The organism is Oscillospiraceae bacterium (assembly GCA_034925865.1).
Classification (GTDB): Bacteria; Bacillota; Clostridia; order Oscillospirales; family SIG627; genus SIG704.
This window is the reverse complement of record JAYFRN010000003.1, coordinates 1-26,780: the sequence shown is the minus strand read 5'-3', so window position 1 is coordinate 26,780 and position 26,780 is coordinate 1. Positions and strand designations below refer to the sequence as shown.

Below are 26,780 nucleotides of genomic sequence, written 5' to 3'. Positions count from 1 at the left end.
GCTTTACGCTTTTACGCCGCGCGGGCCTTTACAACCGCGACCGTCATGTCGTCGCCCCGTCCGGTGGAAGAACACGCGGAATCAAGGATCAATCTTGACAGCTCGGCGGGCGAAATATCAGGCGATGCACCGCTTAACAGCTCAGGCAGCTTATACATATCTCCATCCTCTATACCGTCTGACATTAATACTGCGATATCGCCCGGATAAAGCTCCAGCTTCGTAAGCTCCGCTGTCATACGTTTAATAATTCCGGCAGGAGGAGTGGCGGAATTTATCTTATACAGACGCCCGGCACGCAGCACATATGAAGGTGCGGCACCGGCTTTGATAAATGACGCTTCTCCCGAAAGCATGTCTATTTCCAACAAGTCGACGGTCGTGAAGCATTCATCGTTTTTCGCCAGCAGGAAGCCGTTGAGCATTTCGAGCGTAATGCTCTTTTCTCCCGAGGAAGTCAGAAGCTTTTCTATAAATATCGCGGCAAGTCGTGATGTGAGAGCCGCGTCGCGCCCGGTGCCCATTCCGTCGCATACGCAGGTATAAAAATAATCATTGGGATTTTCAAAGAAAGAGGCGGTGTCTCCGTTTATGGCTTCGCCGTTCTTTGCTCGAGATACTTTGGCGCATTCGAGCATCATTCTGCGCTTGCGTCTCATACGCATTACGGAAGCCGTTCCGTTTGATATGAATTCCGGTTCGCCAAAAATTCCTCCGAGCTTTTTTTCAAAAGAAGCAGTTATTTCAGAACTGGAGGAAGAGAGATTTGAGGGGATTATTCCGGCACAGTCGACGATAAGAGATCGTGTACCATATGCAAATATCGCTTTATAATACACTCCGAGCCCGTTTAGAGCAGCCCGCGCAAGCTTTTCGGCGCCAAAGTTACGTGAACAGTCTGATTCGCAGTCGTCGGCGGCGCTTTTTAATAAACGCGACACTGTGGAATATTCGCCCGCGAGAAGCTGTGCTCTGTCGTTTTTCAGCCATTCTCCGCACAGTTTATCGTATTTTTTATTTATTGTTGCAATCAATTCGGGCGATTTTATACACTTTTCCCTGAAAAACGCGGGCATATCGTCCTCTGAGACGGAGCCTGTATTCGACAGCTTATTAGCCAGCTTGAGAGCTACATCCTGAGTTGAGGTATATTCCTTTCCCCAGCAAACTCCAGAAAGGGAACAGCCTGAACAAAGCCCGGAGGTTGTAGTGCTTACTATATGTGTGGCATGCGTTATCTGCGGAACCCTTAGCCTGTCCGAGATCGAAGTGAATTCTGCCGACAAGCTGCCAAAAGCGTCGGAAATCCCTTTTATCCGTTCGCGGAGCTTTCCTTCTGACAAGGTGTCGGAGCTAGATCCGGTAGTAATTTCACGGATTTTCTGAGTTGCGGCGCGCTCGGGTATCGGAATAAAACGCATTATAAAGAAGAAGATAAGAATACCCGCCAGAAAATCCGCACCGCAGGAGAGAAGAGCCTTTGATCCTCCCGTAAATATACAAAAAGCACACCCGGCTGCGAACGAACATACGAGAGAACCGATCTTAGCGACGGGAAAAAGAAATCCGGCGCAAAAGCCCGCGGCTGCGAGCATTGGCGCTATGTATGCGCTGCCGGACATTCCGACCGCCGTTCCGCAGACAATTCCACATAACGCGCCCATGAATGCGTTTTTGTATCCGGCGGCGCATAGAGTCAACACGACGCCAATTACAAAACTGATTCTGAATCCGAGAAAATCGACACCGCGTATCGATAATACAGCTGTAAAAATGACTGCTCCGATTGCGGCCGTACGATGAAGCGAGCGGTCAGGAAGGTTTTCTGCGTTCTCACGCGGATGAAACCCGCAAAGCAGGAATGTGAATGCCGCCGCGCTCAGACCGGACAGAGCGGCATACCCGATATCGGCGGCTTCAAACCCGGTGAATATATAGGTTATGAGAGCACGGGATATCGCTCCGGACGCGGCAATAGCCACGCGCGCTCCATAGCCCTCGTTTAAAGCGCCTTTGGTAAACGCAAGGCGTGTCAGGAAGACAGCCGTGCTTATAAAAAACGAAACCAGGATTCCGCTTTTCATGAAAATACACGAAAACAGAGCCGCGGCAATCAATACAGCTCCCATCGCGTTTCCTCGGATCCCGATCGCTTCGCGACGGTGCCTTACACCCACAGCGCAGATGATTGCCAACCCTATAGGATATTGTTCTCCCAAAAACGGACAGGCCGATATCAACAGAGCGCCGGCAAACAACGCCACGCAGAAAAACAGTGTTCTGAAAGCGTTTTTTACATGCGATTCCGATTGTCGGATGTCTGCATAAATATCGCCGGCAAAGACAGACATGCCTCTGTCGAAGCCCGACAGGAACGCGCTGACAGTGTTTTTAATATCAGGTTCATTACGTTTTTGTTTTGAAGCTCCCGATTTTGACTCGGGACGGCTTATTTTACCTTCCATACTTTTAACCTTATCCTTTCCGATCATTTGAAATGACGACATGTCGATTTTAATATCAATCGGTAAAAAAGAATGTCGAAGAGGAATTGAAAAAAAGCGGTTGTTTTGTATCTTCAAAGCGTAAAATTATGCTTATTCGTGAATTATTTCAGCTAAAACGGACGCAGCGAGTTTCGCGGCGTTTTTTGCTTCGGACAGCCGTGATCCGCAGGAGCCGATTTCAAGCAGCATGCTTCCCGGCGAAAGATGCTGATTGAATCTTCCGGTGCGAAGATAAACGGGACGACACATGCTTTCGTCAATAGAGTTCAGCTCATTACGGAAATGAAATGCCAGCTTTAGGTTCATTTTCCAGTTCGGATGATAATAACCGCTTTGATTCGTGCCAACCACGCACATAACCTGCGCCGTGTTTTCTCCGTTTATGACTGTTACGGGATTCAGCTTTTCACCGTTTGTTCTGATAAGTGAATCGCGGTGTATGTCGATTACATATTTGATTGAAGGATATTTTTTCATATATTCCTTTATGGCATTCTGAGATGAGGTATATGCGCCTTCATAATTATTGTAATCATGTAAATATGTATCCTGTATCGTGTCCACACCCAGCGAATTGAGAGTATCTGTAAATACTTTACCGACGGCTACTACATTTTTTTCTGTATCAGAGGAACGCGGCGCGGCTGAACCCGATTTATAATAGCCTACAAGGAGCTTATCGTGAGGGAACAGAGAGGTGATTTGTGAATCTTCATAAAATGATTCGGTGGCGTGCGTATGTATGACAAGCACTATAGGTCCGGTTTCGTTTGGATCAAAGACAAAGGGGTTTTCGTAATCGTTCATTTTAGTCGGATCTATATAAAAATCAGTATCATTAATCAGTTCCATTCCGCGGTATGCGAGATCAGCCGCGATAACTGGATAATAATTATCCGGTATTTCATAATGTGGCGGCAGATTCGGCTCCGGAAACAATTGATTTGATTTGTTTATCTCTCTCTCAGCCTTGACAGCATCCGAGAAAAAAAGATTGGGTGTCATCCTGCCGGAAAAGCCAGGCAGCGCACTTTTCGGTATTTCATCCGGAATGTCCGTGAGGCTTGAGTTATCGGCGGATTTGTAAAAGCATGATGTGCCGAAGGATGCCGCAGCCTGAATTATTGAATTTAATGAAATCCCCGTAAATTTAAAATATGTAAGGGTCAGCGCCGCGGCCGTTATTAGTGTTACGGCGGAGGTAAGCGTGCCCTTGGATGGAGAAAAGCGTGATAAAAACGGTTTTGAGCTGTTCATTATCGATTAAAATCCTTTCGCGATAAATATTAGATTATACCAACGAGAGCATTTCTTCATAATTCAGATTGGGATTAAGCGCAAGATTTATAGAATAGCCTATCAGCTCGGAAACACTTTTTAGGACTATGTCGGTTTCCTTTGGAGTTACGAAGAAATTCAAATCGCCTTCGCACAGAACCTCTTTGATTTTTTCATAATCATATTCCGGCGCCACGCCCGATTTTGCGGCTACCGCTTCGATGGCATCCGCCGCAAGAGTGGCCGCGTCGACAACGGTGGGAACTCCGATCGATATTACTGGTATGCCAAGAGTTTCCGAAGAAATGGTTTGCCGGTTGTTGCCGATTCCGCTTCCCGGAGATATTCCGTCGGTGCCAAACTGTACGGTTGTCGCGAGCCGTGACAGTCTGCGCGACGCAAGCGCGTCAATGGCTATCAGCATGTCCGGTTTTATTTTATCGGACAGGCTTTTTAGAATATCGGCGCTTTCGATGCCTGTCTGTCCGAGAACGCCGGGAGTAATTGCGGCCACATCGCAAAGACCGAGCTTTTCGAAGATCAGAGGAGTGGTGTTTTTGATATGCCGGGTGACAAGCAGGCTGTCGATTGAACGCGGGCCTATCGCATCTGCGGTGATGCTTCTGTTGCCGAGTCCCGCGACGAGAACGCACTTGCCCCCGCCCGCGCCCGAGATCATTTTAGAAATTGTTTTTGAAATATATTGAACTTTTTGCTTGAATGTTTCGGTTTCATCCTTCCATAGGCGTCCAATATCGGCGGTAACATATTCGCCGATCTTTTTACCGGTACTTTTTTCGCCGTTTTCGTTTGTTACTTTGACATACATCAACTTAACACACCCGTCGGTTTCTTCGCGATATTCGACTCCATCCGGGCTTTTGCCTCCAGAGGCGGCACACGCAAGCTCATGCGCTTCTAGTGCGAGGTCTGTTCTGATAGATGAATTTACTGCCATGATTTTCATATCCTCCTATTGCGGGACCAGGACGAACAGATCGTCATAACCCGCTTAATATAAATATGCGTTTGCCATGTGATTTTAGAATAACAATAGCTATAATCAGGAAGAGTTTTACCTGTATTGGATTCCGGATTATTTATAAAGTTCTTTGTTAAAATTGCTGCTTCTTGAAAAGAGAAAAAGTTCTGTAATAGTATACAGTCGGTTTTATCATCATTTTAATGGTATTAAAACAGCGGTTGTTTTATGAAGCTATATACCAAAGTTTTTAATACAAGTTGTGATTACCGCGATAATAATATTCGCCTTAACAAATTATATGCTTGTTTTATTATCCCCAAATTTTGAAAAAATCAATAAAAAAAGAAAAAAACACTTGAAAAATATCTCGAAAGATGGTAAGATATAATTGAATGACGACTAACAATAGTATTAAGGAGGTGTAGCAGTTTGGCAAATATAAAGTCTGCAAAAAAACGCATTAAGACAACTGAGAAAAAGACGCTTCAGAATCATATGTTTATATCCGAAATGAAAACCGCGATAAAGAAATATGACAAGGCCCTTGTCGACGGCAATCAGGAGCTTGCTATGGAAACATACAAATCCGCAGTTAAGATTATTGACCGCGCAGTCGCAAAAGGATACCTGAACAAGAACAATGCCGCAAGGAAGAAGAGCCGTTTCACAAAGAAGCTCAATTCTTTAGGAGCTTGATTCATGCGTGACATGCCGAATCCCCGTAAAACCATTTAAAAGGTTTTGCGGGGATTTTTTTGGTGAGTCCACATTATGAATTTTTTAGGAGAAAGACCGGCTGCGGGTATTTACCGCCGGGCGTAGAACCGTAAGCTATATTTTCGGCGATCTCTATAAGCTTAGGTTGTCTTTCTATCAGAAAAAGCTTTACCGTGAAATGCAGTCAATAAAATATTTTTAAAATTATCAAGAACGCTATTGACAATCTAGTGAACTTATGATACAATCATTACAAAGAAAGGGGGATCAGATATGAATATAATAAAATACGCTCCGATAATACCGGGGACCGTACTTGAAAAAATATCTATGGGCAATGTTACCGGTATCGAATTTTTAGATAAGATATTTTATATTACTGATGGAATTATGCTGGCTCAGATAAAAGAAATATCGGGAATAGACGGCTCTACGCTCCAGAACTGGGTCAAGAGACGCTGGATTCCGAATCCGAAAAATAAAAAGTATTCTAAAGACACCGTGGCGCGCATATTGATTGTAAACATGATGAGAAAATCACTTTCACTTGAAAAAATAGATTTTCTTCTGAAATATATAAATGGGGATCTTAACTGCTGCGATGATGATATCATTCCGGAATCCGTTTTATACGGTTATATATGCGATATAATCGAAAGGATGATGGAGATTGAAGATGCGTCGGGTGAAACACTGCGCGGCTGTATAGAAAAATATACCGAAAAATATGAAGAAAAAGTTACCGGAGCGCGCAGGCGGCTTATCTCAGCGCTTGAAATTATTGTCGTTTCCTATTATTCAACAATGCTTCAGCTTTATTGTAATGAGCTGTATGAAAAACTATAACCGAAGCTTCAATAAGGAGAGTGGAATTTTATGATTAAATGGTTTGAGGCGCTTTCCGATGTATCCAGTATATATGCGATAATCGCAATACCATCCACTGTTATTCTCGTGCTTCAGACGATCCTGTTACTTTTCGGAATCGGAGACGGTTCGGATGGAAGTGCGGACATCGACGTTAACGGTGACGGCGTGATTGATCCCGGATCGGGTGCAGATACCGGCGACGCGGGTCTGTCATTATTCTCGGTCAGAGGTATAATGGCGTTTTTCTGCGTAGGCAGCTGGAGCGGTATGCTGTTTGACGGCATGAGCCTGCCGGTCGTTCTTACGGTGCTGCTTTCGGCGGCTTGCGGTTTTGCCGCTTTGATGTTGATAGCAGTATTAATGAAATTGATGCTAAAGCTGCAGTCTTCCGGAAATATCGACTTGAATAACGCCATAGGAAAAGTCGGAGAGGTGTATATCCCGATTCCGGGCTGTGCAAAAGGTCGGGGAAAGGTAAATATTATAATTCAAGAAAAATACTCGGAGGTTTCTGCAATGACAAAAGATCCCGATACGATAAAAACGGGAGAACAGGTAAGAGTTGTCTCGACGAACGGACTCGATATGTTCGTGGTCGAAAGGATTATTAAAACGTCAAACAAATAGTATTATTTTATGAGAGGGAAAGGCTATATCCCAACGGATTTTCTCATATTTAAATGCCGAGTTATTAAAACGGCATTTAAATAAGTCGTGTTTTATAAGAGAGAAATTATTTAAATACCGAGTTAATAATAAAAACACAAACAAAAAACGGCTGATCCGGATTCCGGATGAAAAGTGGAAAGGATTCATATGAACTATTCAGGCAATGCAAAATACTTTACTCAGAAAAAGGCGCTGCACACATTATTTTATGCAATCGGGGGAGTGATGGTTTTCTTAGGAATATTGTGCTATTTTATATGGAGCTACGGATTTTTTATGTATCCGCTCCTTATTACCGGAAGCTTTGTGATTCTCGTTTCAGCGATTACAAAGCCAAAGGATTCGGAGATTGACAATGCGTTAGAACGAAAACGCGACAATCTCTTCCGTGAAGAATTTATCAGTACTAAATCAAAAGGGTATTCGGGAGACCGCGACAGATATATCGCAGAGGGCTTTGTGTTCGGAGACGGAATACAATATCTCAAAGGAGACGATGGAAAATTCCGTACAGTCGAATATGCCATAACACAGATAAAGATCAATAAATCGACATGCGACATTTCATGCAGCCGGTTTTCCTTCGTGTCAGAAAAGGACGATAAAAAAACTGTTGCGATCTTTCTTGCCGACATATCGTCGGTTGCTTCGGTAAAAAAAGAGCTTGCCGATGTCGATCCCGCGCTTACATTCGTCAAAGCATATGAGATTGTAATAAAAGCACGAGACGGCCGGACGTTGTTTTCTGCACCCATCGCGGACAACGCGGAAGCTGACGAATTTATTGAAAGATTAAACTCGCTACTCAAAAAATAATATACATAAAGGAGTTTCCCATGGACACATATGAAATTGTAATGCTTGTGACGGTTATCGCGGTGCTATTGTTTACAACAGTGGTTGTATTGCTTTCCCGTTACAAAAAATGCCCTTCCGATAAGGTTATGGTCATTTACGGTAAAGTCGGCAATAATAACGACGGCTCTCAGCGCAGCGCGAAATGCATACACGGCGGCGCGGCTTTTATATGGCCGGTTATGCAGGCGTATCAATACCTCGATCTGACGCCCGTTTCGATAAGCGTTGATCTCAGGAATGCGCTTTCACGCCAGAACATTCGTATCGATGTACCATCAAGATTTACCGTCGGTATTTCAACCGAGTCTGGTATTATGCAGAATGCGGCAGAGCGTCTTCTCGGACTCAAGATGGAAGAAATCCAAAAGCTTGCGGAAGATATCATTTTCGGCCAGCTCCGTCTTGTGATTGCAACAATGGATATCGAAGAAATAAATACCGACCGTGATAAATTTCTTGAAGCCGTATCCGGAAACGTGGAAAGCGAATTAAAGAAGATCGGTTTGAGACTGATAAACGTCAACGTTACCGATATCGATGATGAATCCGGCTATATAGTCGCTCTTGGTAAAGAGGCGGCATCCAAAGCGATCAATGACGCAAAGGTTTCTGTGGCTCAGGCTGACCGCGCCGGTGCGATAGGCGCGGCAAACGCCGAACGCGATCAAAGAATCAGCGTTTCAAAATCCAATTCTGAAGCTATACAGGGTGAAAACGAAGCCAAAGCAAAGGTCGCGGAATCCGACGCCACCCGCCGCGAAAGAGAAGCCGAATCGCTTAAACGCGCAACCGCCACGGAGAATATCCAGGCGGCAAAGGCAATGGAAGAATCCTACGCTGCTCAGCAAGCCGCAGAGCAGGCGAGAGCGTACCTCGAAAAAGCAAAGCTCGAAGCCGATATCATTGTTAAAACTGAAATCGAAAAAAAGCGTCTTGAACTTCAGGCTGAAGCAGAAGCCGAACAAACACGCCGGAGAGCGCGCGGTGAAGCTGATTCCATCAGAATGCGTCGTGAAGCGGAAGCTGCCGGTTTGTATGAAATCCTTTCAAAGCAGGCCGAAGGCTTTACTAAGATCGTTGAAGCCGCCGATGGCAATTCGGATGACGCGATCCGCCTGATGCTTGCCGACAAGATGGAAAAGCTTATTCAACTCCAGGTCGAAGCAATCAAGAATATCAAGATCGACAAGGTAACCGTCTGGGATTCCGGTTCGGCCAAGGACGGGAAAACATCAACCGCGAATTTCTTATCAGGAATGATGAAGTCAATACCACCCATGAGTGAAATGTTTGACATGGCGGGTATGAAGTTGCCGGATTATCTCGGAACCGAAAAAGCTCCGGCTTCTGAGGCTGACGTGGCTCCTGATGCGCCCGCGCCTTCAGATGCAAAATGACAGAAGAATTAATATAAACAGCCAATATACCAAACTATAAATTAAAAAATACGGTAATTATTAGCACGGCAATTATTAAACGGCATTTAAATAATCCTTGTCTTTTAAGAGAGAAGAGCCCATATACCAAAGCTTTTTCTCTCTTTAAGCGGTAATTATTTAAATGCCGAGTTAATAAATAATAGCACTTTATGGATGAAAAAGCTCTGGTATATGGGCTTTGATTATTAAATTTCCGTTTTATAATTGCCGTTTTCACACAAGCGAGATTGTTTATATTTATAACAAAGAGCGGAGAACAGATACATTTTTATGTATCTGCTCTCCGCTCCATTTGATCAGGTATAATATTGGTGTGTTGTTGTGAATTGCAGTAAGAAGCTGGTATAAAGAAAAAGGTACTTCACAGAAATGCAGAGATTGTATAATTTAATGATTTGTCTACAACTTGCATCGTGCTTGCTAAGAAGAAAATTCGGAGCTACTTTTACTGGATGAAAACCTTAAGAGGCAAGAAAAAATTTAACCATTTTAGCGATATAAAAAAGCCGGAGGCCATGATGGTCTCCTGCTTTTTAATAAATAATTTTTATTAAACTTTTTGGCTCTTTGAATTATTTAAAGCGATCTCATGCTTTTCATCGTGATGGTAAACGGATTGCAGTGCTATCGGTGTGATAAAGCTTGTAACAACAATAAGAAGGACGATAAAGGGCATAACAGAGCTGGTTATAATGCCTGCTTCGACACCTTTTTGCGCCGTAACGAGAGCAACCTCCGCGCGCGCCATCATTCCGATTCCAACTTTTAAGGAGTCGCTGAATTTATATTTACAGAGAAGCGCGGCACCGCCGCAGCCGATAATTTTACCTATAATACCGGCTAATATAAACATGATTCCGAAAAACAGCATGTTCAGATTCATACCCGCAAACTCTGTTGATATACCGATATTACCGAAAAATAGCGGAACAAAAATCATATAACCGAGAATATCGGATTTTTGGACGATATACTGCTTGTCAGGATTTGTGGAAAGTATCAAACCGACGATGTAAGCACCGGTTATATCGGCAATTCCGAACCATCTTTCGCTGACATAAGCTATTATAAAGCAGAATGCCAGGCTGAATATGGGAATCAAGCGGTGATGGGGATATTTAGTATCCAGATTTCTGAAAAGCTTTGATGCAAAAAATGCGATAATCGCAACAACCACGAAAAACAAAACTGTCTTTAAAATAACCATCAAGGGGTTCGCCACTTCCGTTGATCCGTTGCTTTTCAACGCAATGACGACAGAAAGGGCGATAATTCCCAGAATATCATCAATTATTGCGGCTGCGATGATTGTACTGCCGACCTTAGTGCTTAGCTTTCCGATTTCACGGAGAGTCGAGACTGTTACGCTGACAGAGGTGGCGGTCAATATTGTTCCGTAAAAAATGTTTGTTATGATTGTGTCATGATTTAAGGCCGCAAATCCGCCGTTGCAGAGTGTTGCCACTAAAAATCCCAGTCCCATAGGGACGATAACTCCGGCGCATGTGATGATTACAGCAGGGCCGCCGATGCTCTTAATCTGGTTCAAGTCGGTTTCGAGGCCGGCAGTAAACAAGATCAGGATTACACCGATCTGTGCGAAAAATCCGATTCCGGTAAGGCTTGTTTCGTTAAAAATCGTTTGACCGGGAATGTATTTAATTAAACCGACAAGTATTCCGGCAAGCAGCATTCCGATAACGCCCGGCAAGCCGATTTTACTGCAGAATTTCATCAATACTTTTGATACGATAAGCAATAACGCGATTGGTAATAAAATGAGGTAGTATTGCATTGCGTTGGTACTCCATTATGATTTTGATTATTTATAATAATATTATTTATGTTGAATTTGCCGGAGATTTCAGTTCAAATATTGTTCCGATTTATTATTATATCAAAACGGGATAAGAATACTATAAAAATCCGGAATTCTTTACAAACATAAAGTGTGAGAAGTTCTCACACTTTTGCCTGACGCATAAATAATATAATTTGATATATGTACGGGATCAGACAAACGGTATAAATACTATAGTCGTAATGTGAAAACACGACGAAATATATACTTTTATTGCACAAAAAATACCATCCATAAGCATTTGGGATTTGAAGATTTCATCTCCGAACCTCAATATGGACGGCAACGGTGAAATAAATTCCACAATATATTATATTCCGTTAATATGGTTTTGTCAAGTGCTATATAAAGAAATTTTTAACGAAGCCTCTGAAAGCAATACCTTCATAAAGCAAAAATCTATACTCCATCAGAATATACAAAGACAGAACAAAAACGATGTGTTATGTCGTCTTTGTTCTGTATATGTAAGTTAAATTTAATTAAAGGTATTTATAGTATCCATTATGTAATCGGCGAATTCTTCGCTCGTTGCGCCGGTGTCTCTGCCGGTCATTATCAGCTTTTTTTCTGTAATAGTGCAAGTGTCCAGCGCTTTATTTAACTTTTCTGCTTCAATATTATAACCGATGTGTGAAAGGAGCATCGCCCCTGCACGCATCATGCTGCATGGATCGGCATAAATATCCCGGCCTTCCTTCACCATTCTTGGAGCAGAACCGTGGATAGCTTCAAACATTGCATATTTTTTACCGATATTCGCACTTCCTGCCGTTCCCACGCCGCCCTGAAACTCGGCGGCTTCATCTGTCAGGATATCTCCATATAGATTTGGAAGTACAAAAACCTGAAAATCTGCTCGCCTTTTTATATCAACAAGCTTTGCAGTCATGATATCAATATACCAATCATCAGAAGTTATGCCGGGATATTCTTTTGCTATTTTATAAAATGCATCTAAGAATTTTCCGTCCGTTGTTTTAATAATATTTGCTTTTGTGACTGCAGTTATTCTTGTTTTGTTGTTTTGCTTTGTAAATTCAAAAGCAGCTTTTATTATTCTTTCACAGCCCTGAGTTGTGGTTATAGTAAAGTCAATTCCGAGATCATCGGTTACATTTATACCGTCTTTCCCCGCGGCATAACCGCCTTCTGTATTTTCTCTATAAAAAGTCCAATCAATTTTTTGTTCGGGAATACGGACAGGACGTACATTTGCAAATAAATCTAATTCTTTGCGCATTGCCACGTTTGCCGATTCAATATTCGGATAATCGTCGCCCTTTCTGGGAGTTGTTGTCGGCCCTTTCAGAATAACATTGCACTCTTTCAGTTGATCTAATACTTCAGCTGGGATGGCAGACATTTCTTGAATTCGTCTTTCAATCGTTAAGCCATTTATAATTCTGAATTCTATTTTACCTTTTTGAACCTCATCGGCAAGTAAATATTCCAAAATACGTTGTGCCTGTCTGGTTATTGAAGGTCCGATTCCGTCTCCGCCGCAAACACCGATTATAGTTTTATCAAGCATTCTGTAATTAATAAAATCTCCGTCATGATTCATTTTTTCGATTCTTCTTAGCTGCTTTTCAATTAATGATCCGAATTTTTCTTTTGCTGCTTCTATTTGTAAAATGTTCATTTATGGCTCCTATATGTATTAGATTGTAGTTAATTTATTGCTTTATATATTGCCCGATGAAATAAATTGATTTTGTAGTAATGTCCGATCACCCCGATATCGCTATCACGCATACCGATGCTGCGCCGGATGCTAACAAAACGCGCGCGGCTTCCGAAAGCGTCGAGCCTGTAGTCATAACGTCGTCGATCAGCAGTATTCGTTTACCTGAAGCATCCGGAGATGCGCGGAAAGAGCCGCGGACGTTTTTCGCTCTCTCTGCCTGACCAAGCGTTTTTTGTTCGCGTCTTCCGTCAAAAAAGCCTCCGGTACGGGAGATAAGGCGCGAACAGGGAATGCCCGTAAGTGTGGATATATCCTTAGCGTATAGGAACGCCTGGTCGTTTCCGGACTTGTAAAGCGCGCTTTTCCGCCTTGGAGCATATGTAATTATTTGGGCTGACGAAAAAACTTTTTCTGACAGAATGCCATCTGCGGCATAAGATGCGAAAAATCTTACAGCGGTTCGGCTGCCGCGTGTCTTTGCCGCGAAAATCATCTTTTTAATCTTTGCGTCACGGTATGGAAACAATACTGTTGCGCGGCATATACCGGCGTCGGATATAATCCGGCTTGATATAAGCTTAGGCGAATAAAGTGCGGCGAGCTCTGTCATACAAGAGGCGCATACGCCTCTTGTATCCTCCGGGAGCAAAGGCATAGAGCATATCGGGCATATAGGAGGGAATAAAAGCGATAATAACGAGTTTAACATTATATAAAAACCTCAATATGCTATTAAAATTGAAAAAACTTTTAACAAGAAATGACTCTGATATCTGGATTCTTCTCTTAAATCAACTCAATAATTATACTATAAATAAAAGCCTGTGTAAACATATAATTCATGTGTTTAAATTTCGACATAATAGGACAAGTAGGACGTATGTTCACACTATGTTCATATAATTCGGTTATTATTATACTGAATGCGAATGCAAAAATCAGGAGAAATAAACTTGACGGAACTGGAATTAAAAAAGCAGGAAAAAGCGCAAAAATGCGCTAATGAGCTTTACAAATCACTAATCAAGCGAGCTGAATTCGCGCCTAGGGGAACTTGTCCGGTCGAGCTCGCCGGAGCGTATATCCGTATGTGCCTTGCGCAAAGCTGCGGAAAGTGCGTGCCCTGCCGCATCGGGCTGAATGTACTGTATGAGCTTTCCGAGAAAATTCTCGACGGAAAAGGTTCCGTCGATGATCTCGCTCTTATGGAAGAAACAGCGAAGACAATCCGCGATTCTGCGGACTGCGCGATCGGATTTGAGGCGGCGTCCGCTTTTCTTGAAATCCTCGCCGGATTTTATGACGATTACATATCTCATGCGCAGCACGGAGTTTGCGCCGCGGGTTTCGGGTCTATACCGTGTACCTCTCTTTGCCCAGCCGATGTAGATGTACCCGGATATATCGCGCTTGTAAAAGCGGGAAGATGCGCGGACGCGGTTAAGCTTATCAGAAAAGACAATCCGTTTGTCGCGTCATGCGCGCTCGTCTGCGAGCATCCGTGCGAATCGGGCTGCCGCAGAGGAATAATAGACGACGCTGTCAATATCAGAGCCATTAAACGTGCGGCGGTCGAAGGCGCGGGAAAGGTTCCCGTCCGGAGATGCGCGGAGCAAACCGGTAAATCCGTTGCTGTCATAGGCGCTGGTCCAGCCGGGCTCACATGCGCGTATTTCCTTTCGCTGATGGGACATAAAGCGACCGTCTATGAAAAGCGCTTAAAAACCGGCGGTATGCTCAGATACGGCATACCTTCATACCGGCTTCCGGATAAATGGCTGGATTCGGATATAGAAACTATTATTTCCGCGGGAGTGGAAATCAAGACCGGTATTGAAATAGGAAAAAACATTACATTGGATGAGCTTAAGAGTAAAAATGACGCCGTTTATATTTCAATCGGCGCGCATACCGATAAAAAGCTCAGAATAGAAGGCGAAGATGCCCGCGGCGTCATGAGCGCCGTGGAGCTTTTGCGTTCGGTTGGAGAAGAAAACGCGCCGGACTTTACGGGCAAGCGCGTCGTGGTGGTCGGCGGCGGAAATGTCGCAATGGATGCGTCACGTACATCCATGCGCCTCGGTGCGAATAATGTGAAATGCATTTACCGCAGGAGAATAACTGATATGACAGCTCTTGCGGACGAAATAGATGGCGCTATGGCCGAGGGCTGCGAGGTCATACAGCTCATGTCGCCTGTCCGAGTGGAAACAGACGGAGAAAAAGTTGCCGCGCTTATTGTAAAGCCGCAGATTTCCGGGGAATATGACAGAGGAAGACCTAGGCCCATTGAATCCGGCGAGCCGGAGCGGCGCATTGAATGCGATGTCATAATCGTCGCTGTTGGGCAGGATGTCGAATCGGAGCATTTTATGGAGTCGGGCATCCCGACAAGATGGGGACTTATCACGGCAAATTCAAAGGGAACCGTAGTTTCACGCGACGGAGGTATTTTTTCCGGAGGAGACTGCGTGACCGGTCCCGCGACCGTTATCCGGGCTGTAGAAGCCGGAAAAGTCGCGTCGCGCAATATTGACACTTACCTCGGATTTTCGCATAAAATAACCTGTGATGTCGAGATTCCGGAGCCGGATTATCACGTTAAATGCGCGTGCGGTAGAATCAACACAAAAGAGCGTCCGGAATCCGAACGAAAGAACGATTTTAATCTGATGGAAGACCCGATGACGCAGGAAGAAGTATTAAGAGAATGCGCGAGATGTCTGCGCTGTGACCGCTTCGGCCTCGCTTCACTCAAAGGAGGACGAAAACCGCAATGGTAAACGCACATATAAATAAAACAGAAACAAAGAACATAAATCTTATAATAGATAAGCGGCCGGTCAGCGTCCCGGAGGGGACGACAATTCTCGACGCGGCAAAAAAGTGCGGCATTAATATCCCTACGCTTTGTTATCTGCGTGATATTAATGAAATCGGCGCCTGCCGCGTCTGCCTTGTAGAAATTGAGGGCGGCGAGAAGCTTGTTACCGCGTGCAATACAATGATCGAAGAGGGTATGGTTGTATATACCAATTCAAAGCGTGTCCGCAGCGCGCGCCGAACAAATATTCGTCTGATCCTGTCTCAGCATGACGCCAACTGCCCAAACTGCACAAGAAACGGCAACTGCACGCTTCAGTCCCTTTGCCGTGATATGAATATCACAGACAGAATATATGAGAAAAAGCTGGCGGAAAACGATGCTCCCGGTTCGTTTCCGCTTATAAAAGAAGCGGCGAAGTGCATTAAATGCATGAGATGCATAAATGTCTGTGATAAAATCCAGTCTGTAAACGCATGGGAGCTCAGAGGAACGGGAGCGCGTGCCGCAATCGGAGCGGCCGGCGGCAAAACGATATCTGAAAGCGGCTGTACTCTCTGCGGCCAGTGTATAACGCATTGTCCTGTCGCCGCTTTGAAGGAGAGGAGCGATGAGGAACGGGTGATCGCCGCGCTCGGCGATCCAGATTTGATAACTGTTATACAGATCGCTCCGGCTGTGCGTGCAGCATGGGCTGAATCGATGAAGCTCACTGCGGAAAAGGCGAACGTAGGCAGGCTTGTATCGCTTACCCGCGCTCTGGGCTTTAATTACGTGTTCGATACTGATTTTTCCGCTGACCTGACAGTAATGGAAGAAACAAGCGAGCTTATTGAAAGATTGAAAAGCGGTAAAAAATATAAATATCCCCTGTTCACCTCATGTTGTCCGGCATGGGTGACATTCGCAAAGGAACGTTTTCCGGATGCGGCGGAAAACCTCTCAAGTACAAAGTCGCCTCAGCAGATGTTCGGCGCAGCGGTTAAGGGCTATTTTGCCGGGTTGATAGGAGAGAATCCATCTAAAATTTTTTCTGTTTCCGTCATGCCTTGTCTGGCGAAAAAGAAGGAAGCCGCGGACAGCCCCAACGCGTTTGAAAACGGACGGGATGTTGACGCGGTGATCACCACGCGTGAGCTGGCACGCATGATCACATCCGCAAACCATGATGTCGAAGCCGCTGAAGAAGAGAATTTCGATTCTCCGCTGGGCTTGGCTTCAGGCGCGGGAGTAATTTTCGGCACGACCGGCGGCGTTTCGGAGGCGGTGCTGAGAACCGCTTATTACTTCATCACCGGTAAAAATCCCTCTCCCGACTGTTTCTCCAATGTCAGGGAGAATGACAATGGTATGAGAAAATACACAATCGATATCGCCGGCGCAAAGGTTTCGCTCGGGATCGCGAGCGGATTACGAAATGCGCGCAGGTTAATCGAAATGATAGAATCCGGAGAAGAACATTTTGACATAGTCGAGATCATGGCTTGCCCCGGAGGATGTTCAGGCGGAGGCGGACAGCCGATTCACGACGGATTTGAACTTGCCGCCCAACGCGCCGAAATACTAAAAACGCTTGATTGTTCGTCCGAGATAAGATTTGCGCATGAAAATCCTTCAATAAAACGAATATATGACGAATATTACGGAGCGCCCTTATCCGAAAAAGCTCATGCGGAGCTTCACACAAAATAACGGATTCGCCATTCGGAAACGGCAATAACTCATTCTTCGATGCAAAGGAAGGCATGATCATAGAAATGAAAACTGTAAAAGTATTGGCATTTGATTTCGGAGCGTCGAGCGGACGCGCGGTCGTCGCGGAATTTGACGGAGAGAAGATCGTCCTCAATGAGATTCACAGGTTTTCAAACGATCCGGTCCAGCTCGGTGATACTCTTTTCTGGGATACACCCAGACAGATTTTCGAGATAAAACAGGGGCTTATGAAGCTTGCCTCTTCCGGCATCGAAACGGATTCACTCGGTATTGATACGTGGGGGGTTGATTTCGGTCTAATCGGCGAAGACGGACGCATGCTTGAGAACCCGGTCCATTACCGCGACCGACGTACTTCCGGAATGAAGGACGAGCTCTTTAAAATAATCACGCGTGAGAAAATCTATGAGCTGACGGGAATTCAGTTCATGGAAATAAACACAATATATCAGCTTTTCGCACTTGTTAAAAAGCGACCGGCGTTGATTTCAAGAGCAAAAAGGCTGCTTCTGATACCGGATCTTTTTAATTATTTTTTGACGGGTATTATGAATACTGAGCTTTCAATGGCTTCCACGACTCAGCTGCTGGACGCGAATAAAAAAGAATATTCGCCCGAAATTCTAAATGCTCTGGGCATTTCCGCTGAGCTCTTTCCTCCCGTCACGGATTGCGGGTTTATTTTGGGCGGTATTTCGGACGATGTCGCCGCCGAGGTCGGTCTGAAAGGCAAAAAAATAAAAGTGATTTCCGTCGCGGCCCATGACACTCAAAGCGCGGTAATATCCGTTCCGGCGGCAGAATCCGGTTTTGCGTATATAAGCAGCGGCACATGGTCATTAATCGGAACGGAACTTGTCGCTCCTCTTATAAACGAAACGACGCTGGCGTATAACTTCACCAACGAGCTTAGCGCCTGCGGGACCGTAAATTTTTTAAAGAACGTGACAGGGCTTTGGCTAATTCAGGAAAGCAGGAGGGCATGGCGGCGTGAAGGAAGCGAATACTCATATTCACAGCTTGAGAATCTCGCGCTGAAGGCCGAGCCGTTTGTATCGTTTATTGATCCCGATGATCCTGCCTTTGCCACTCCCGGAGACATACCTGGACGCGTCAGAGAATTCTGCAGCCGGACAGGACAACACATTCCGGAAACAACCGGCGATATCATGCGCTGTATTTATGAAAGCCTTGCTTTGAAATACAGATATGTTCTTGAAAACCTCGAAAGCTGTACAGGCAAACGCTTTGAAAAGCTTTATGTCGTCGGCGGAGGAACGAAAGATACGCTTTTATGCGCCATGACCGCCTCGGCATGCGGGATACCGGTGCTATCCGGCCCAACGGAGGCAACCGTGTACGGAAATACCGTGATACAGCTTATCGCACTCGGGAAAATATCCTCGCTCACAGAGGCTCGCGGAGTCATCGCGCGGTCCGAACCGATTAAGGAGTATTATCCGGAATCACATATAGAATGGAATTCGGCATACGAAAAGGCAAAGGAAATATATATTATTAACTCGGCAATTAAATAATTACCGCTAAAAGAGAGAAAAGGCTCTTGTATATGGACTTTTATCTCTTATAAGACAAGACTTATTTAATTGCCGTTTTAATAAAGCATAGCAGATAAACCAAAAAGTGTAATCATTTCACCGCAGACAATGAAGACTAAATTCGGCCGGAATCGGCAGATATAAAAGGAGAAATATTACTATGAAATGGTGGGAAAAGCAGCCTCTTACAATCAGCGCTGTCCAGTGCAGCCTCGGAGATGACGACGAATGGGTGCTCGATGAATATGTCGCGAAATACGGCTTTAATACCGAGCAGCTGCTTCATCTTCTCGCAAATAACGGACATATGGCATATTACAAAGAATCAGAGCATGCCGAAATCCTAGACAAATATTTAAAAAAATCACGATCGCATGGCATTCATGAAATATGTTATTATAATACTCACTGCATGAGCGATAAGATTGCTGCTGAGCATCCGGACTGGTGTCAGCTGACCAAGGAAGGAAATCGCATGCCCGCGTATTCGATATACAACCTCGTGTGCATAAATCCGAACGGCGACTGGCATAAAAATTTTATTAAGGAGCTTGATGCTCTCTGCCATCACGATATCGACGGCGTTTTTCTCGACGGTCCCGTCATGCGTGAGAACGGATGCTATTGCGACGTATGCCGCGCCGACTTTGAGAAAAAATTCGGACATTCGATATACGAGGCCACGCGCATAGAGCTTCAGACCATGCGCGTTGACAGCGTGACCCAGCATATTAAAGAAGCATATGAGACCGTAAAGAGAATAAATCCCGACATATTGCTTTATTTAAATAATTCCGCGCTCAGAGCCGATATAACAGGGAACAATACCAGAAAGGTTTATCCGTATGTCGATATACTCGGAGCGGAAGGCGGATTTCACTCCGCGTCTATGGGGCTCGGGCTTTGGCATGTAAGCAGCAAAGCGAAATATCTCGAGACGCTCGCAAACGGCAAGACGACCGTATGCTTCTTCTCAGGAAACCATTCCGGTATAGCATATTACCTGCACACACCGGCCGAAACGACGCTTACATACGCGCAGAGCTATGCCAACGGATCGAATATTTGGTACGGAGTGCATTTCTCGCCTTCCGAATTTAAAAATACGGAATCCTGTCTGGCGGCGCGCGCAATGAATAAATTCGTACTATCCAATTCCGATGTTTTTGCCGCCTCAAAGACCTGCGCGCGCATCGCGCTTGTCTGGTCTCAGTTCACTGCGAATAATTATGCCTCCAGCGTTGGCGACAGCGACTTCGTCGCGGCAAGAAAATCCGGCTTTCGCGAAAGAGGCGACCATTACGGCGCGATAATGTCCGTATATGATATGCTCGTCCGCAAGCATGTGCAGTTTGACATAATCGACGACGTTTCGCTCGTCGACGGCACTCTTTCAAAGTATGAAGCGGTGATTTTGCCCGAGGTCGCATGCCTTACCGACGACGGAGCCGAGGCGATAAAGAAGTTCGTCTCCGACGGCGGAAAGCTCCTTGCCAATTTTGATGCCGGTATGTACAATGAAGACGGAAGCTTCGCTTCCACCCCGAAGCTTGCCGAGGTTCTCGGGCTTTGCGGCACACCAAAGCTTGTCAGTTCACCAAGCGTCGGAAACGCGTATGCTATTTCCACCGGCTCGCATCCCATAACCGACGCGCTTTCTTTCCCAAGAATCCCCGGAAATATTCTGACCCTTGAATGGAATACGCTCCCGGATACAAAGGTATTGATGAAGGTCATGCATCCGATGCCGAGCACATACGCCATTATTCCGGAGGACGGATATTATCCATTCTTATGCGAGCATAAATACGGAAGCGGCTGCGCCTATTATATATGCGGCAACTACGCCGAAACCGTTAACGGCCGCAATATGACGGATTACGCAAATCTCGTAAACGCTTTCGCCGATTATACCGCAAAGCCGGTTGTGGAATCGGATGAACCCGGCCTTTACGAAACGGTGCTGCGCCGTCAAGAAAATTCCGACAGATTTATTCTTCATGCGGTAAATCTTACGGGAGCTATGTACCGTCCTCTTGAAAAGCTGGTTCCTCTCAATAATGTGCGCTTTTCACTGACGCTTGATGGCTTCGGAATTAAAACAGACGGCAGAGAATTCAAACTCAGAACGCTTCGCGGAGGCAATATTCTCGGCAAGCGTACCGAAAGCGGAAAGCTTACATTTGTTCTTGACAAGCTTGACGATTATGAAGTCATTGTTATAGAATAACGATATATGTTAAAAGATCTGATGACCGAAACGCGAAGCGTACGCAATTTCGACAGAAGCCGTCCTATAAGCGAAAGCGAGGTGCTTTCGCTTATAGGCTTGTGTACCCTGACGCCATCCGCCGCCAATCTTCAGGCAATAAAATTTACGTATACCGTTTCTGAAGAAGGTTGTACAGCGATATTTCCGCATATTAAATGGGCAGGATATTTTACGTCAAACAAACCGCCCTTTTCCGGAAACGAACCTACGGCGTATATTCTTTTATGTAACGACACATCGATAAGAAAAGCTCCGTATGACATTGATACGGGAATTTACGCATATGCGATCACTCTCGGAGCGCGTGAAATCGGGCTTGGTTCTTGCATGATAGGCAGCTTTTCAAAAGAGGCGGTTTCCGGTCTCTTCGGGCTCGGCGAAGGATATCAGCCCTTGCTTCTTATCGCGCTCGGCGCCCCGAAAGAGAAAATACAGCTTGTCACGGCGGAAGACACAGAGATAAAATATTACAGAAATAAAGACGGAGTGCATTGTGTTCCAAAACGCAGCATCCGTGAATTGATAATTACCGGAGAAATCAAAAAATGACCGGACAGAATCATGTATACAGAATAATATTCAAAAAGCTCGGAGCGGTGAAGTATATTTCGCATCTCGATCTGACGCGTGTTTTCACGCGTGCGCTCACAAGAGCAGATATTGATCTAAAACATTCGGAAGGCTTTAATCCGCATCCGAAGCTCAGTTTTTCGCTTCCGCTTTCCGTCGGAACGGAAAGCCTTTGCGAACGGATGACTATAATTACCGCCGATTGCTGTAATATGGACGCGGATGAGATATTCCGGCGGCTTTCAGAGCAGCTTCCGAAGGGGATATCGCTGGTTTCATGCTCCGTAGAGGACGATAATCCCAAGGATGACGTATACGCGGCGGAATATGAAATAAAAATTTACAGTTTTTCATCAGAAGAAACCGAAAAGCTCAAATCAGCGCTGGCAATGCCGGAGCTTATAGTTGATAAACGCACAAAATCCGGAGTAAAGCCCACGGATATAAAGTCTCAGATCATATCGGCGGAGGTATTTGAAATAGGCGGGACGACAATTCTTTCCGCCGTGCTTTCAGCTGACAATTCGGAATATCTCAATCCGGAATATCTGCTTTCCGTTGCGGCCAAAGCTGTGTGCAGGGAATTAGAACCGGGCGAATTTTCGATAAAACGAACGAAAACCTTGACTAGGTATAAATAAAGGTATATACTGAATTTTATATATAAAACGCATTACAGCAAAAAGGAAAAGAAGCTATGGCACAAAAGGGAAAAAGAGCCGTCGAAGAAATAACTCCGATGGAGCAGGACTTTGCGCAGTGGTACACCGACATTGTGAAAAAGGCCGACCTCATAGATTATTCCGGTGTTAAAGGATGCATGATCATCCGCCCCTACGGATACGCTATCTGGGAAAACATCCAGTCGATACTTGACAGGATGTTTAAAGAAACGGGGCATTGCAATGTATATATGCCTATGTTCATCCCGGAATCGCTGCTTAATAAGGAAAAAGAACATGTCGAAGGCTTTGCGCCCGAGGTTGCCTGGGTTACTCAGGGCGGCAGCGAGCAGCTTCAGGAGCGCCTGTGCGTTCGTCCTACATCGGAGACGCTTTTCTGCGAGCATTACGCCAATATTATAAAATCATACCGTGATTTGCCAAAGCTTTACAATCAGTGGTGCAGCGTCGTAAGATGGGAGAAGACGACCCGCCCGTTTTTGAGAAGCAGGGAATTCCTGTGGCAGGAGGGGCATACCATGCATGCCACCGCCGAGGAAGCATATGACGAGACTATCCGCATGCTCGGCATTTATGCCGAATTTTGCGAAAAATATCTTGCCATCCCAGTCATAAAAGGAAGAAAAACCGATAAAGAAAAATTTGCGGGTGCATTGGCAACATATACGATAGAGGCGCTTATGCACGATGGGAAAGCGCTTCAATCCGGTACCAGCCACAATTTTGGCGACGGCTTCGCCAAAGCCTTCGGAATACAATATCTCGACCGTGACAACAAGCTTAAGAACTGCTATCAGACGTCGTGGGGAATTTCAACACGCATAATCGGCGGGATCATAATGACTCACGGAGACAATAACGGTCTTGTGCTGCCGCCGGCCATCGCTCCGGTACAGCTTGAAATCATACCGATTGCACAGCACAAAGAAGGCGTGCTTGATAAAACAAACGAGCTTTACAGCCGTTTGAAAAAATCCTTCAGAACCGGTATCGACGTATCAGAGCAGAGTCCGGGCTGGAAATTTGCGGAATATGAAATGCGCGGGGTTCCTCTGCGGATTGAGATCGGCCCCAAGGATATCGAGAATAACGCGTGTGTGATTGTCAGACGAGATAACGGAGAGAAAACGGTCGCATCCGTTGCGCCGGGCGAACTTGAAAAAACTATAGATAAGCTTTTGTCGGATGTTACGGCCGGTCTATATGAAAAAGCAAAGGTACGCCGCGATTCAATGACATATGACGCCCACAGTATTGAGGAAATGAAATCCGTTGCTGCCGAAAAGCCCGGTTTTATCAGAGCTATGTGGTGCGGCGACGAGGAGTGCGAACGCAAGCTTAAGGAAACATGCGATGTTTCGTCGCGCTGTATGCCGTTTAAGGGCGACAGCATTACCGATGAGAAAATATCTGATACCTGCGTCTGCTGCGGCAAACCGGCGAAGTCGCTCGTTTACTGGGGAAAGGCATATTAATAAGAGGTGTTTATAAATGCGCAGGTTTTTATTTGATAAGAAGTGTGCGGATTTTTCATCCGCGGAAAAGTATGACGTAATAATAATCGGTAGCGGAATAGCGGGAATGTATGCCGCTCTCCACATCGATGACAAAAAATCATGCGCCATTATTACCAAGGTCGATATAGACGAATCAAATTCGTGGCTTGCTCAGGGCGGCATAGCCGCGGTAATGGCCAAGGAAGACAACTCGCGCCTTCACATTGAGGATACTCTTAAGGCTGGTGCGGGGCTTTGCAAGCAGGAAGCCGTTGAAGTGCTCGTTGAGGAAGGGCCCGAAAATATCCGCGAGCTTGTCAATATGAATGTTCCGTTCGATGTCGACAGCGAGGGAGAGCTGCAGATCACACGCGAAGGCGGGCACAGGCTGCGCCGTATCGTGCATTGCGGCGGCGATGCCACGGGAAGGGAAACGACTAAACGTCTTTCCGAAATAGTAATGTCGCGCAGCAATATTCATGTCAAATTTCACAGCTTTCTTACAGATGTTCTTACCGATGAGCACGGAGTATGCGGGGTGCTTTTATACGACTGTAAAAATGAAAAATATGTTGTGTTCGAATCACCGAACATTATAATAGCAACCGGCGGAATAGGTCAGCTTTACCGTTATACGACCAATCCTGTCGGAGCCGTCGGAGACGGAATAGCGTGCGCCGCGAGAGCCGGAGCGAAGCTTATCAATATGGAAATGGTTCAGTTTCATCCGACGACACTGATAACAAGCGAAAGCGCGGGCAGCGAACGCCAGTTTTTGATTTCCGAGGCTGTCAGAGGCGAGGGCGGTATTCTCAGGAACAACAACGGTGAGGCGTTTATGCAGGGAAAGCATGAAATGGCTGATCTTGCGCCCCGTGATATTGTGACAAGGGAGATCCTCAAAGAGCTGAAGCGTACAGGTGATGCTCACGCATGGCTTGATTGCTCGTCTATGACTACGGAGTTTTTCTCAAACCGTTTCCCGACCATATTTGCGGAATGTGAACGGCACGGAATCAAACTTACCAAGGACAATATTCCGATCCATCCGGCACAGCATTATTTTATGGGCGGAATCGAGACGGATCTCAACGGTATGACTTCAGTCAACGGTTTGTATGCCTGTGGGGAATGCGCTTGTACCGGTATACACGGCGCCAATCGTTTGGCAAGCAATTCCGTGCTTGAATGTCTTGTGTTTGGCAGACGCTGCGCGCGCCATATAAATGCCGAGTCCAGAAAATACCGCGAATCAAAGCATGGCCTTTCAGAATCAATGTTCGTTTCTTCTGATTCCGTAGCTCCTTCGGCATCAAACGATGAAGTCGCAGCGGACAAGCTTGCGCTTAAAGAGCTGATGAGCGATAATTTCGGTGCTGTACGCCATATGGCGGATATGAATCAGGCATATATAAAGCTTAATGCATTATTTGATAAATATGAACGCATGATTCTCGACACTCCCGCAAAAATGGAATTGTGCAATATGACCGAGGTGGCGCGCCGCGTCGCGAAGGGCGCGATCGACCGAAAGGTCAGCGTAGGCGCTCATTATATCGAGCAGTGAATTTCAATAGAAACGGAGATAACCGGATGCTGTCTGTACATGATTTTATAAAAGAAGCTCTGAGTGAGGATGTGGGTACGGGAGATATAACGACATTGTCGACCATACCCGCTTCTGCCGCGGCGAGCGGAAAATTCATCGCGAAGGAAGACGGAATAATTTGCGGACTTGAAGTATGCAGAGATGTGTTTCTATATGTTGATCCCGCTGTTCTTTTTGAAATAAATTATGACGACGGTGTTCAAGTTAACAAGGGCGATGTGATCGCTGTTGTTTCCGGAAACGCGAGAAGTCTTCTCACAGCCGAACGCACCGCTTTAAACATTCTACAGCATATGAGCGGCATCGCTACACGCACGCGCGCCGCGGTCGAAGCCGTCAAAGGCACTAAAGCTAAAATCGTAGATACTCGAAAAACCACGCCATGTATGCGTGTGCTTGAAAAGTATGCTGTCAAATGCGGGGGCGGATCAAACCACCGCTTTAACCTTGCCGACGGGGTTCTTATCAAGGACAACCACATCGTGGCATCCGGCTCCATTACCGCAGCAGTGGAAAACGCACGCAAAAACGCGCCTCATACTCTTAAAATAGAAGTTGAGGTTGAAAATTTCGAGATGCTGGATGAAGCTCTGCGCGTCGGCGCCGATATAATCATGCTTGATAATATGTCTGTGGAAGATATGAAAAAGGCAGTCATAATTGTCGGCGGTCGCTCGATCACGGAGGCTTCAGGCAATATGGGAGATAAAGATTTATATGAAGTCGCCTCTACCGGAGTAGATCTCATATCGATCGGAGCGTTGACTCACTCTGTCAGAGCAATGGATATAAGTTTAAAATTTAAAGTTAAGTGACCAGATATTTTTAAATATATCGAAAAGATTCACGGATAAAATTAAATAAAGTGCTGTATTCAAAAAGAAATGTGTTTAAATTTCTTTCTGAATACAGCTTTTTATTAGCTTGTCGACAACTTCTGAATGTACATCAGACAGAAACAGGAGACAAAGAAAGTCGCCTGATGCGAAGAAACATTTAAATAAGTCGTTTTTATAAGAGAGAAAAGCCCATATACTAGTACTTCGTAACATCTAAAACTTGTATAAAGGCAAAATCTATGATACAATATTCTCATCACATGATGGGAGGATATTGCATGCCGTCAGTCAAATATGTAATCGAACTCAATGAAAGTGACCGTAGTTCACTAATGGAT

General features: G+C 45.3%; 20 protein-coding genes. 14 read left to right on the top strand and 6 right to left on the bottom strand.

The genetic code is table 11. From position 1 onward, the window contains the following. Positions 1-11: 11 nt before the first annotated feature. The 3 genes from VB118_01095 to gpr all read right to left on the bottom strand — a co-directional run bounded on the left by VB118_01095 (position 12) and on the right by gpr (position 4,743). Entirely contained in the window at positions 12-2,465 is a 2,454-nt protein-coding gene (locus tag VB118_01095) for a SpoIIE family protein phosphatase (GenBank protein ID MEA4831196.1), read from the bottom strand. A gap of 132 nt (positions 2,466-2,597) precedes the next feature. Then, entirely contained in the window at positions 2,598-3,764 is a 1,167-nt protein-coding gene (gene spoIIP / locus VB118_01090; GenBank protein ID MEA4831195.1) for a stage II sporulation protein P, read from the bottom strand. Positions 3,765-3,798: 34 nt separating this feature from the next. Beyond that, positions 3,799-4,743: a GPR endopeptidase gene (gene gpr / locus VB118_01085; GenBank protein ID MEA4831194.1), complete on the bottom strand. Its 945-nt coding sequence runs from the start codon at positions 4,741-4,743 to the stop codon at positions 3,799-3,801. A 456-nt stretch (positions 4,744-5,199) separates the two neighbouring features. Here gpr and rpsT point away from each other — a divergent pair, with 456 nt between their 5' ends. From rpsT to VB118_01060, 5 genes are all read left to right on the top strand, one after another. Continuing rightward, on the top strand, positions 5,200-5,466 hold the full coding sequence (rpsT, locus tag VB118_01080; protein ID MEA4831193.1) for a 30S ribosomal protein S20: 267 nt from the start codon (positions 5,200-5,202) through the stop codon (positions 5,464-5,466). A 294-nt stretch (positions 5,467-5,760) separates the two neighbouring features. Further along, positions 5,761-6,333 (top strand): DUF1836 domain-containing protein, encoded by a 573-nt coding sequence (locus VB118_01075; protein MEA4831192.1) that lies wholly within the window; start codon positions 5,761-5,763, stop codon positions 6,331-6,333. 30 nt (positions 6,334-6,363) lie between these two features. After that, a complete protein-coding gene (locus tag VB118_01070) occupies positions 6,364-6,984 on the top strand; it encodes an NfeD family protein (protein MEA4831191.1) in 621 nt (206 codons plus the stop codon). A gap of 189 nt (positions 6,985-7,173) precedes the next feature. Continuing rightward, entirely contained in the window at positions 7,174-7,842 is a 669-nt protein-coding gene (locus tag VB118_01065) for a hypothetical protein (GenBank protein MEA4831190.1), read from the top strand. Positions 7,843-7,862: 20 nt separating this feature from the next. Next, a complete protein-coding gene (locus VB118_01060; GenBank protein ID MEA4831189.1) occupies positions 7,863-9,281 on the top strand; it encodes an SPFH domain-containing protein in 1,419 nt (472 codons plus the stop codon). Positions 9,282-9,873: 592 nt separating this feature from the next. Here VB118_01060 and VB118_01055 read toward each other — a convergent pair. The 3 genes from VB118_01055 to VB118_01045 form a co-directional block, all read right to left on the bottom strand. Beyond that, positions 9,874-11,118: a cation:proton antiporter gene (locus tag VB118_01055; GenBank protein MEA4831188.1), complete on the bottom strand. Its 1,245-nt coding sequence runs from the start codon at positions 11,116-11,118 to the stop codon at positions 9,874-9,876. 544 nt (positions 11,119-11,662) lie between these two features. Then, positions 11,663-12,829, bottom strand: a complete 1,167-nt coding sequence (locus VB118_01050; GenBank protein ID MEA4831187.1) for an isocitrate/isopropylmalate family dehydrogenase — start codon at positions 12,827-12,829, stop codon at positions 11,663-11,665. Positions 12,830-12,917: 88 nt separating this feature from the next. Further along, positions 12,918-13,583 (bottom strand): phosphoribosyltransferase family protein, encoded by a 666-nt coding sequence (locus VB118_01045; protein MEA4831186.1) that lies wholly within the window; start codon positions 13,581-13,583, stop codon positions 12,918-12,920. Positions 13,584-13,827: 244 nt separating this feature from the next. Here VB118_01045 and VB118_01040 point away from each other — a divergent pair, with 244 nt between their 5' ends. From VB118_01040 to nadC, 9 genes are all read left to right on the top strand, one after another. Then, positions 13,828-15,657 carry an NAD(P)-binding protein gene (locus tag VB118_01040; protein ID MEA4831185.1) on the top strand — a complete coding sequence of 610 codons (1,830 nt, stop codon included), beginning with the start codon at positions 13,828-13,830 and terminating at the stop codon, positions 15,655-15,657. Beyond that, positions 15,651-17,390, top strand: coding sequence for a [FeFe] hydrogenase, group A (locus VB118_01035; GenBank protein MEA4831184.1), 1,740 nt, complete (start codon positions 15,651-15,653; stop codon positions 17,388-17,390). Before VB118_01040 ends, VB118_01035 begins: the two co-directional genes overlap by 7 nt. Before the next feature lie 65 nt (positions 17,391-17,455). Then, the gene (locus VB118_01030) at positions 17,456-18,952 is read left to right on the top strand and encodes a rhamnulokinase family protein (GenBank protein ID MEA4831183.1); all 1,497 of its coding nucleotides are present in this window, start codon (positions 17,456-17,458) and stop codon (positions 18,950-18,952) included. A 181-nt stretch (positions 18,953-19,133) separates the two neighbouring features. Continuing rightward, positions 19,134-21,203 carry an alpha-amylase family protein gene (locus VB118_01025; protein MEA4831182.1) on the top strand — a complete coding sequence of 690 codons (2,070 nt, stop codon included), beginning with the start codon at positions 19,134-19,136 and terminating at the stop codon, positions 21,201-21,203. A 6-nt stretch (positions 21,204-21,209) separates the two neighbouring features. Continuing rightward, positions 21,210-21,794, top strand: a complete 585-nt coding sequence (locus VB118_01020) for a nitroreductase family protein (protein MEA4831181.1) — start codon at positions 21,210-21,212, stop codon at positions 21,792-21,794. Then, positions 21,791-22,456: a TIGR03936 family radical SAM-associated protein gene (locus tag VB118_01015; GenBank protein ID MEA4831180.1), complete on the top strand. Its 666-nt coding sequence runs from the start codon at positions 21,791-21,793 to the stop codon at positions 22,454-22,456. The genes VB118_01020 and VB118_01015 overlap by 4 nt, the downstream gene beginning before the upstream one ends. Positions 22,457-22,512: 56 nt before the next feature. Further along, complete coding sequence (gene proS, locus VB118_01010; GenBank protein MEA4831179.1) at positions 22,513-23,973, top strand: proline--tRNA ligase; 1,461 nt, start codon at positions 22,513-22,515, stop codon at positions 23,971-23,973. Between the two features lie 16 nt (positions 23,974-23,989). Continuing rightward, positions 23,990-25,561: an L-aspartate oxidase gene (nadB, locus tag VB118_01005; protein MEA4831178.1), complete on the top strand. Its 1,572-nt coding sequence runs from the start codon at positions 23,990-23,992 to the stop codon at positions 25,559-25,561. Between the two features lie 26 nt (positions 25,562-25,587). Next, positions 25,588-26,418, top strand: a complete 831-nt coding sequence (nadC, locus tag VB118_01000) for a carboxylating nicotinate-nucleotide diphosphorylase (protein MEA4831177.1) — start codon at positions 25,588-25,590, stop codon at positions 26,416-26,418. Positions 26,419-26,780: the final 362 nt, after the last annotated feature.

Bases quoted from the DNA above. Each gene is read 5' to 3' on its own strand.
- VB118_01050 (MEA4831187.1), bottom strand. From the start codon at position 12,829: ATGAACATTTTACAAATAGAAGCAGCAAAAGAAAAATTCGGATCATTA.
- nadB (MEA4831178.1), top strand. From the start codon at position 23,990: ATGCGCAGGTTTTTATTTGATAAGAAGTGTGCGGATTTTTCATCCGCG.
- VB118_01030 (MEA4831183.1), top strand. From the start codon at position 17,456: ATGAAAACTGTAAAAGTATTGGCATTTGATTTCGGAGCGTCGAGCGGA.
- gpr (MEA4831194.1), bottom strand. From the start codon at position 4,743: ATGGCAGTAAATTCATCTATCAGAACAGACCTCGCACTAGAAGCGCAT.
- VB118_01045 (MEA4831186.1), bottom strand. From the start codon at position 13,583: ATGTTAAACTCGTTATTATCGCTTTTATTCCCTCCTATATGCCCGATA.
- VB118_01070 (MEA4831191.1), top strand. From the start codon at position 6,364: ATGATTAAATGGTTTGAGGCGCTTTCCGATGTATCCAGTATATATGCG.
- VB118_01095 (MEA4831196.1), bottom strand. From the start codon at position 2,465: ATGGAAGGTAAAATAAGCCGTCCCGAGTCAAAATCGGGAGCTTCAAAA.
- VB118_01015 (MEA4831180.1), top strand. From the start codon at position 21,791: ATGACCGGACAGAATCATGTATACAGAATAATATTCAAAAAGCTCGGA.
- spoIIP (MEA4831195.1), bottom strand. From the start codon at position 3,764: ATGAACAGCTCAAAACCGTTTTTATCACGCTTTTCTCCATCCAAGGGC.
- VB118_01075 (MEA4831192.1), top strand. From the start codon at position 5,761: ATGAATATAATAAAATACGCTCCGATAATACCGGGGACCGTACTTGAA.
- VB118_01060 (MEA4831189.1), top strand. From the start codon at position 7,863: ATGGACACATATGAAATTGTAATGCTTGTGACGGTTATCGCGGTGCTA.
- VB118_01020 (MEA4831181.1), top strand. From the start codon at position 21,210: ATGTTAAAAGATCTGATGACCGAAACGCGAAGCGTACGCAATTTCGAC.
- VB118_01025 (MEA4831182.1), top strand. From the start codon at position 19,134: ATGAAATGGTGGGAAAAGCAGCCTCTTACAATCAGCGCTGTCCAGTGC.
- proS (MEA4831179.1), top strand. From the start codon at position 22,513: ATGGCACAAAAGGGAAAAAGAGCCGTCGAAGAAATAACTCCGATGGAG.
- VB118_01065 (MEA4831190.1), top strand. From the start codon at position 7,174: ATGAACTATTCAGGCAATGCAAAATACTTTACTCAGAAAAAGGCGCTG.
- VB118_01055 (MEA4831188.1), bottom strand. From the start codon at position 11,118: ATGCAATACTACCTCATTTTATTACCAATCGCGTTATTGCTTATCGTA.
- VB118_01035 (MEA4831184.1), top strand. From the start codon at position 15,651: ATGGTAAACGCACATATAAATAAAACAGAAACAAAGAACATAAATCTT.
- nadC (MEA4831177.1), top strand. From the start codon at position 25,588: ATGCTGTCTGTACATGATTTTATAAAAGAAGCTCTGAGTGAGGATGTG.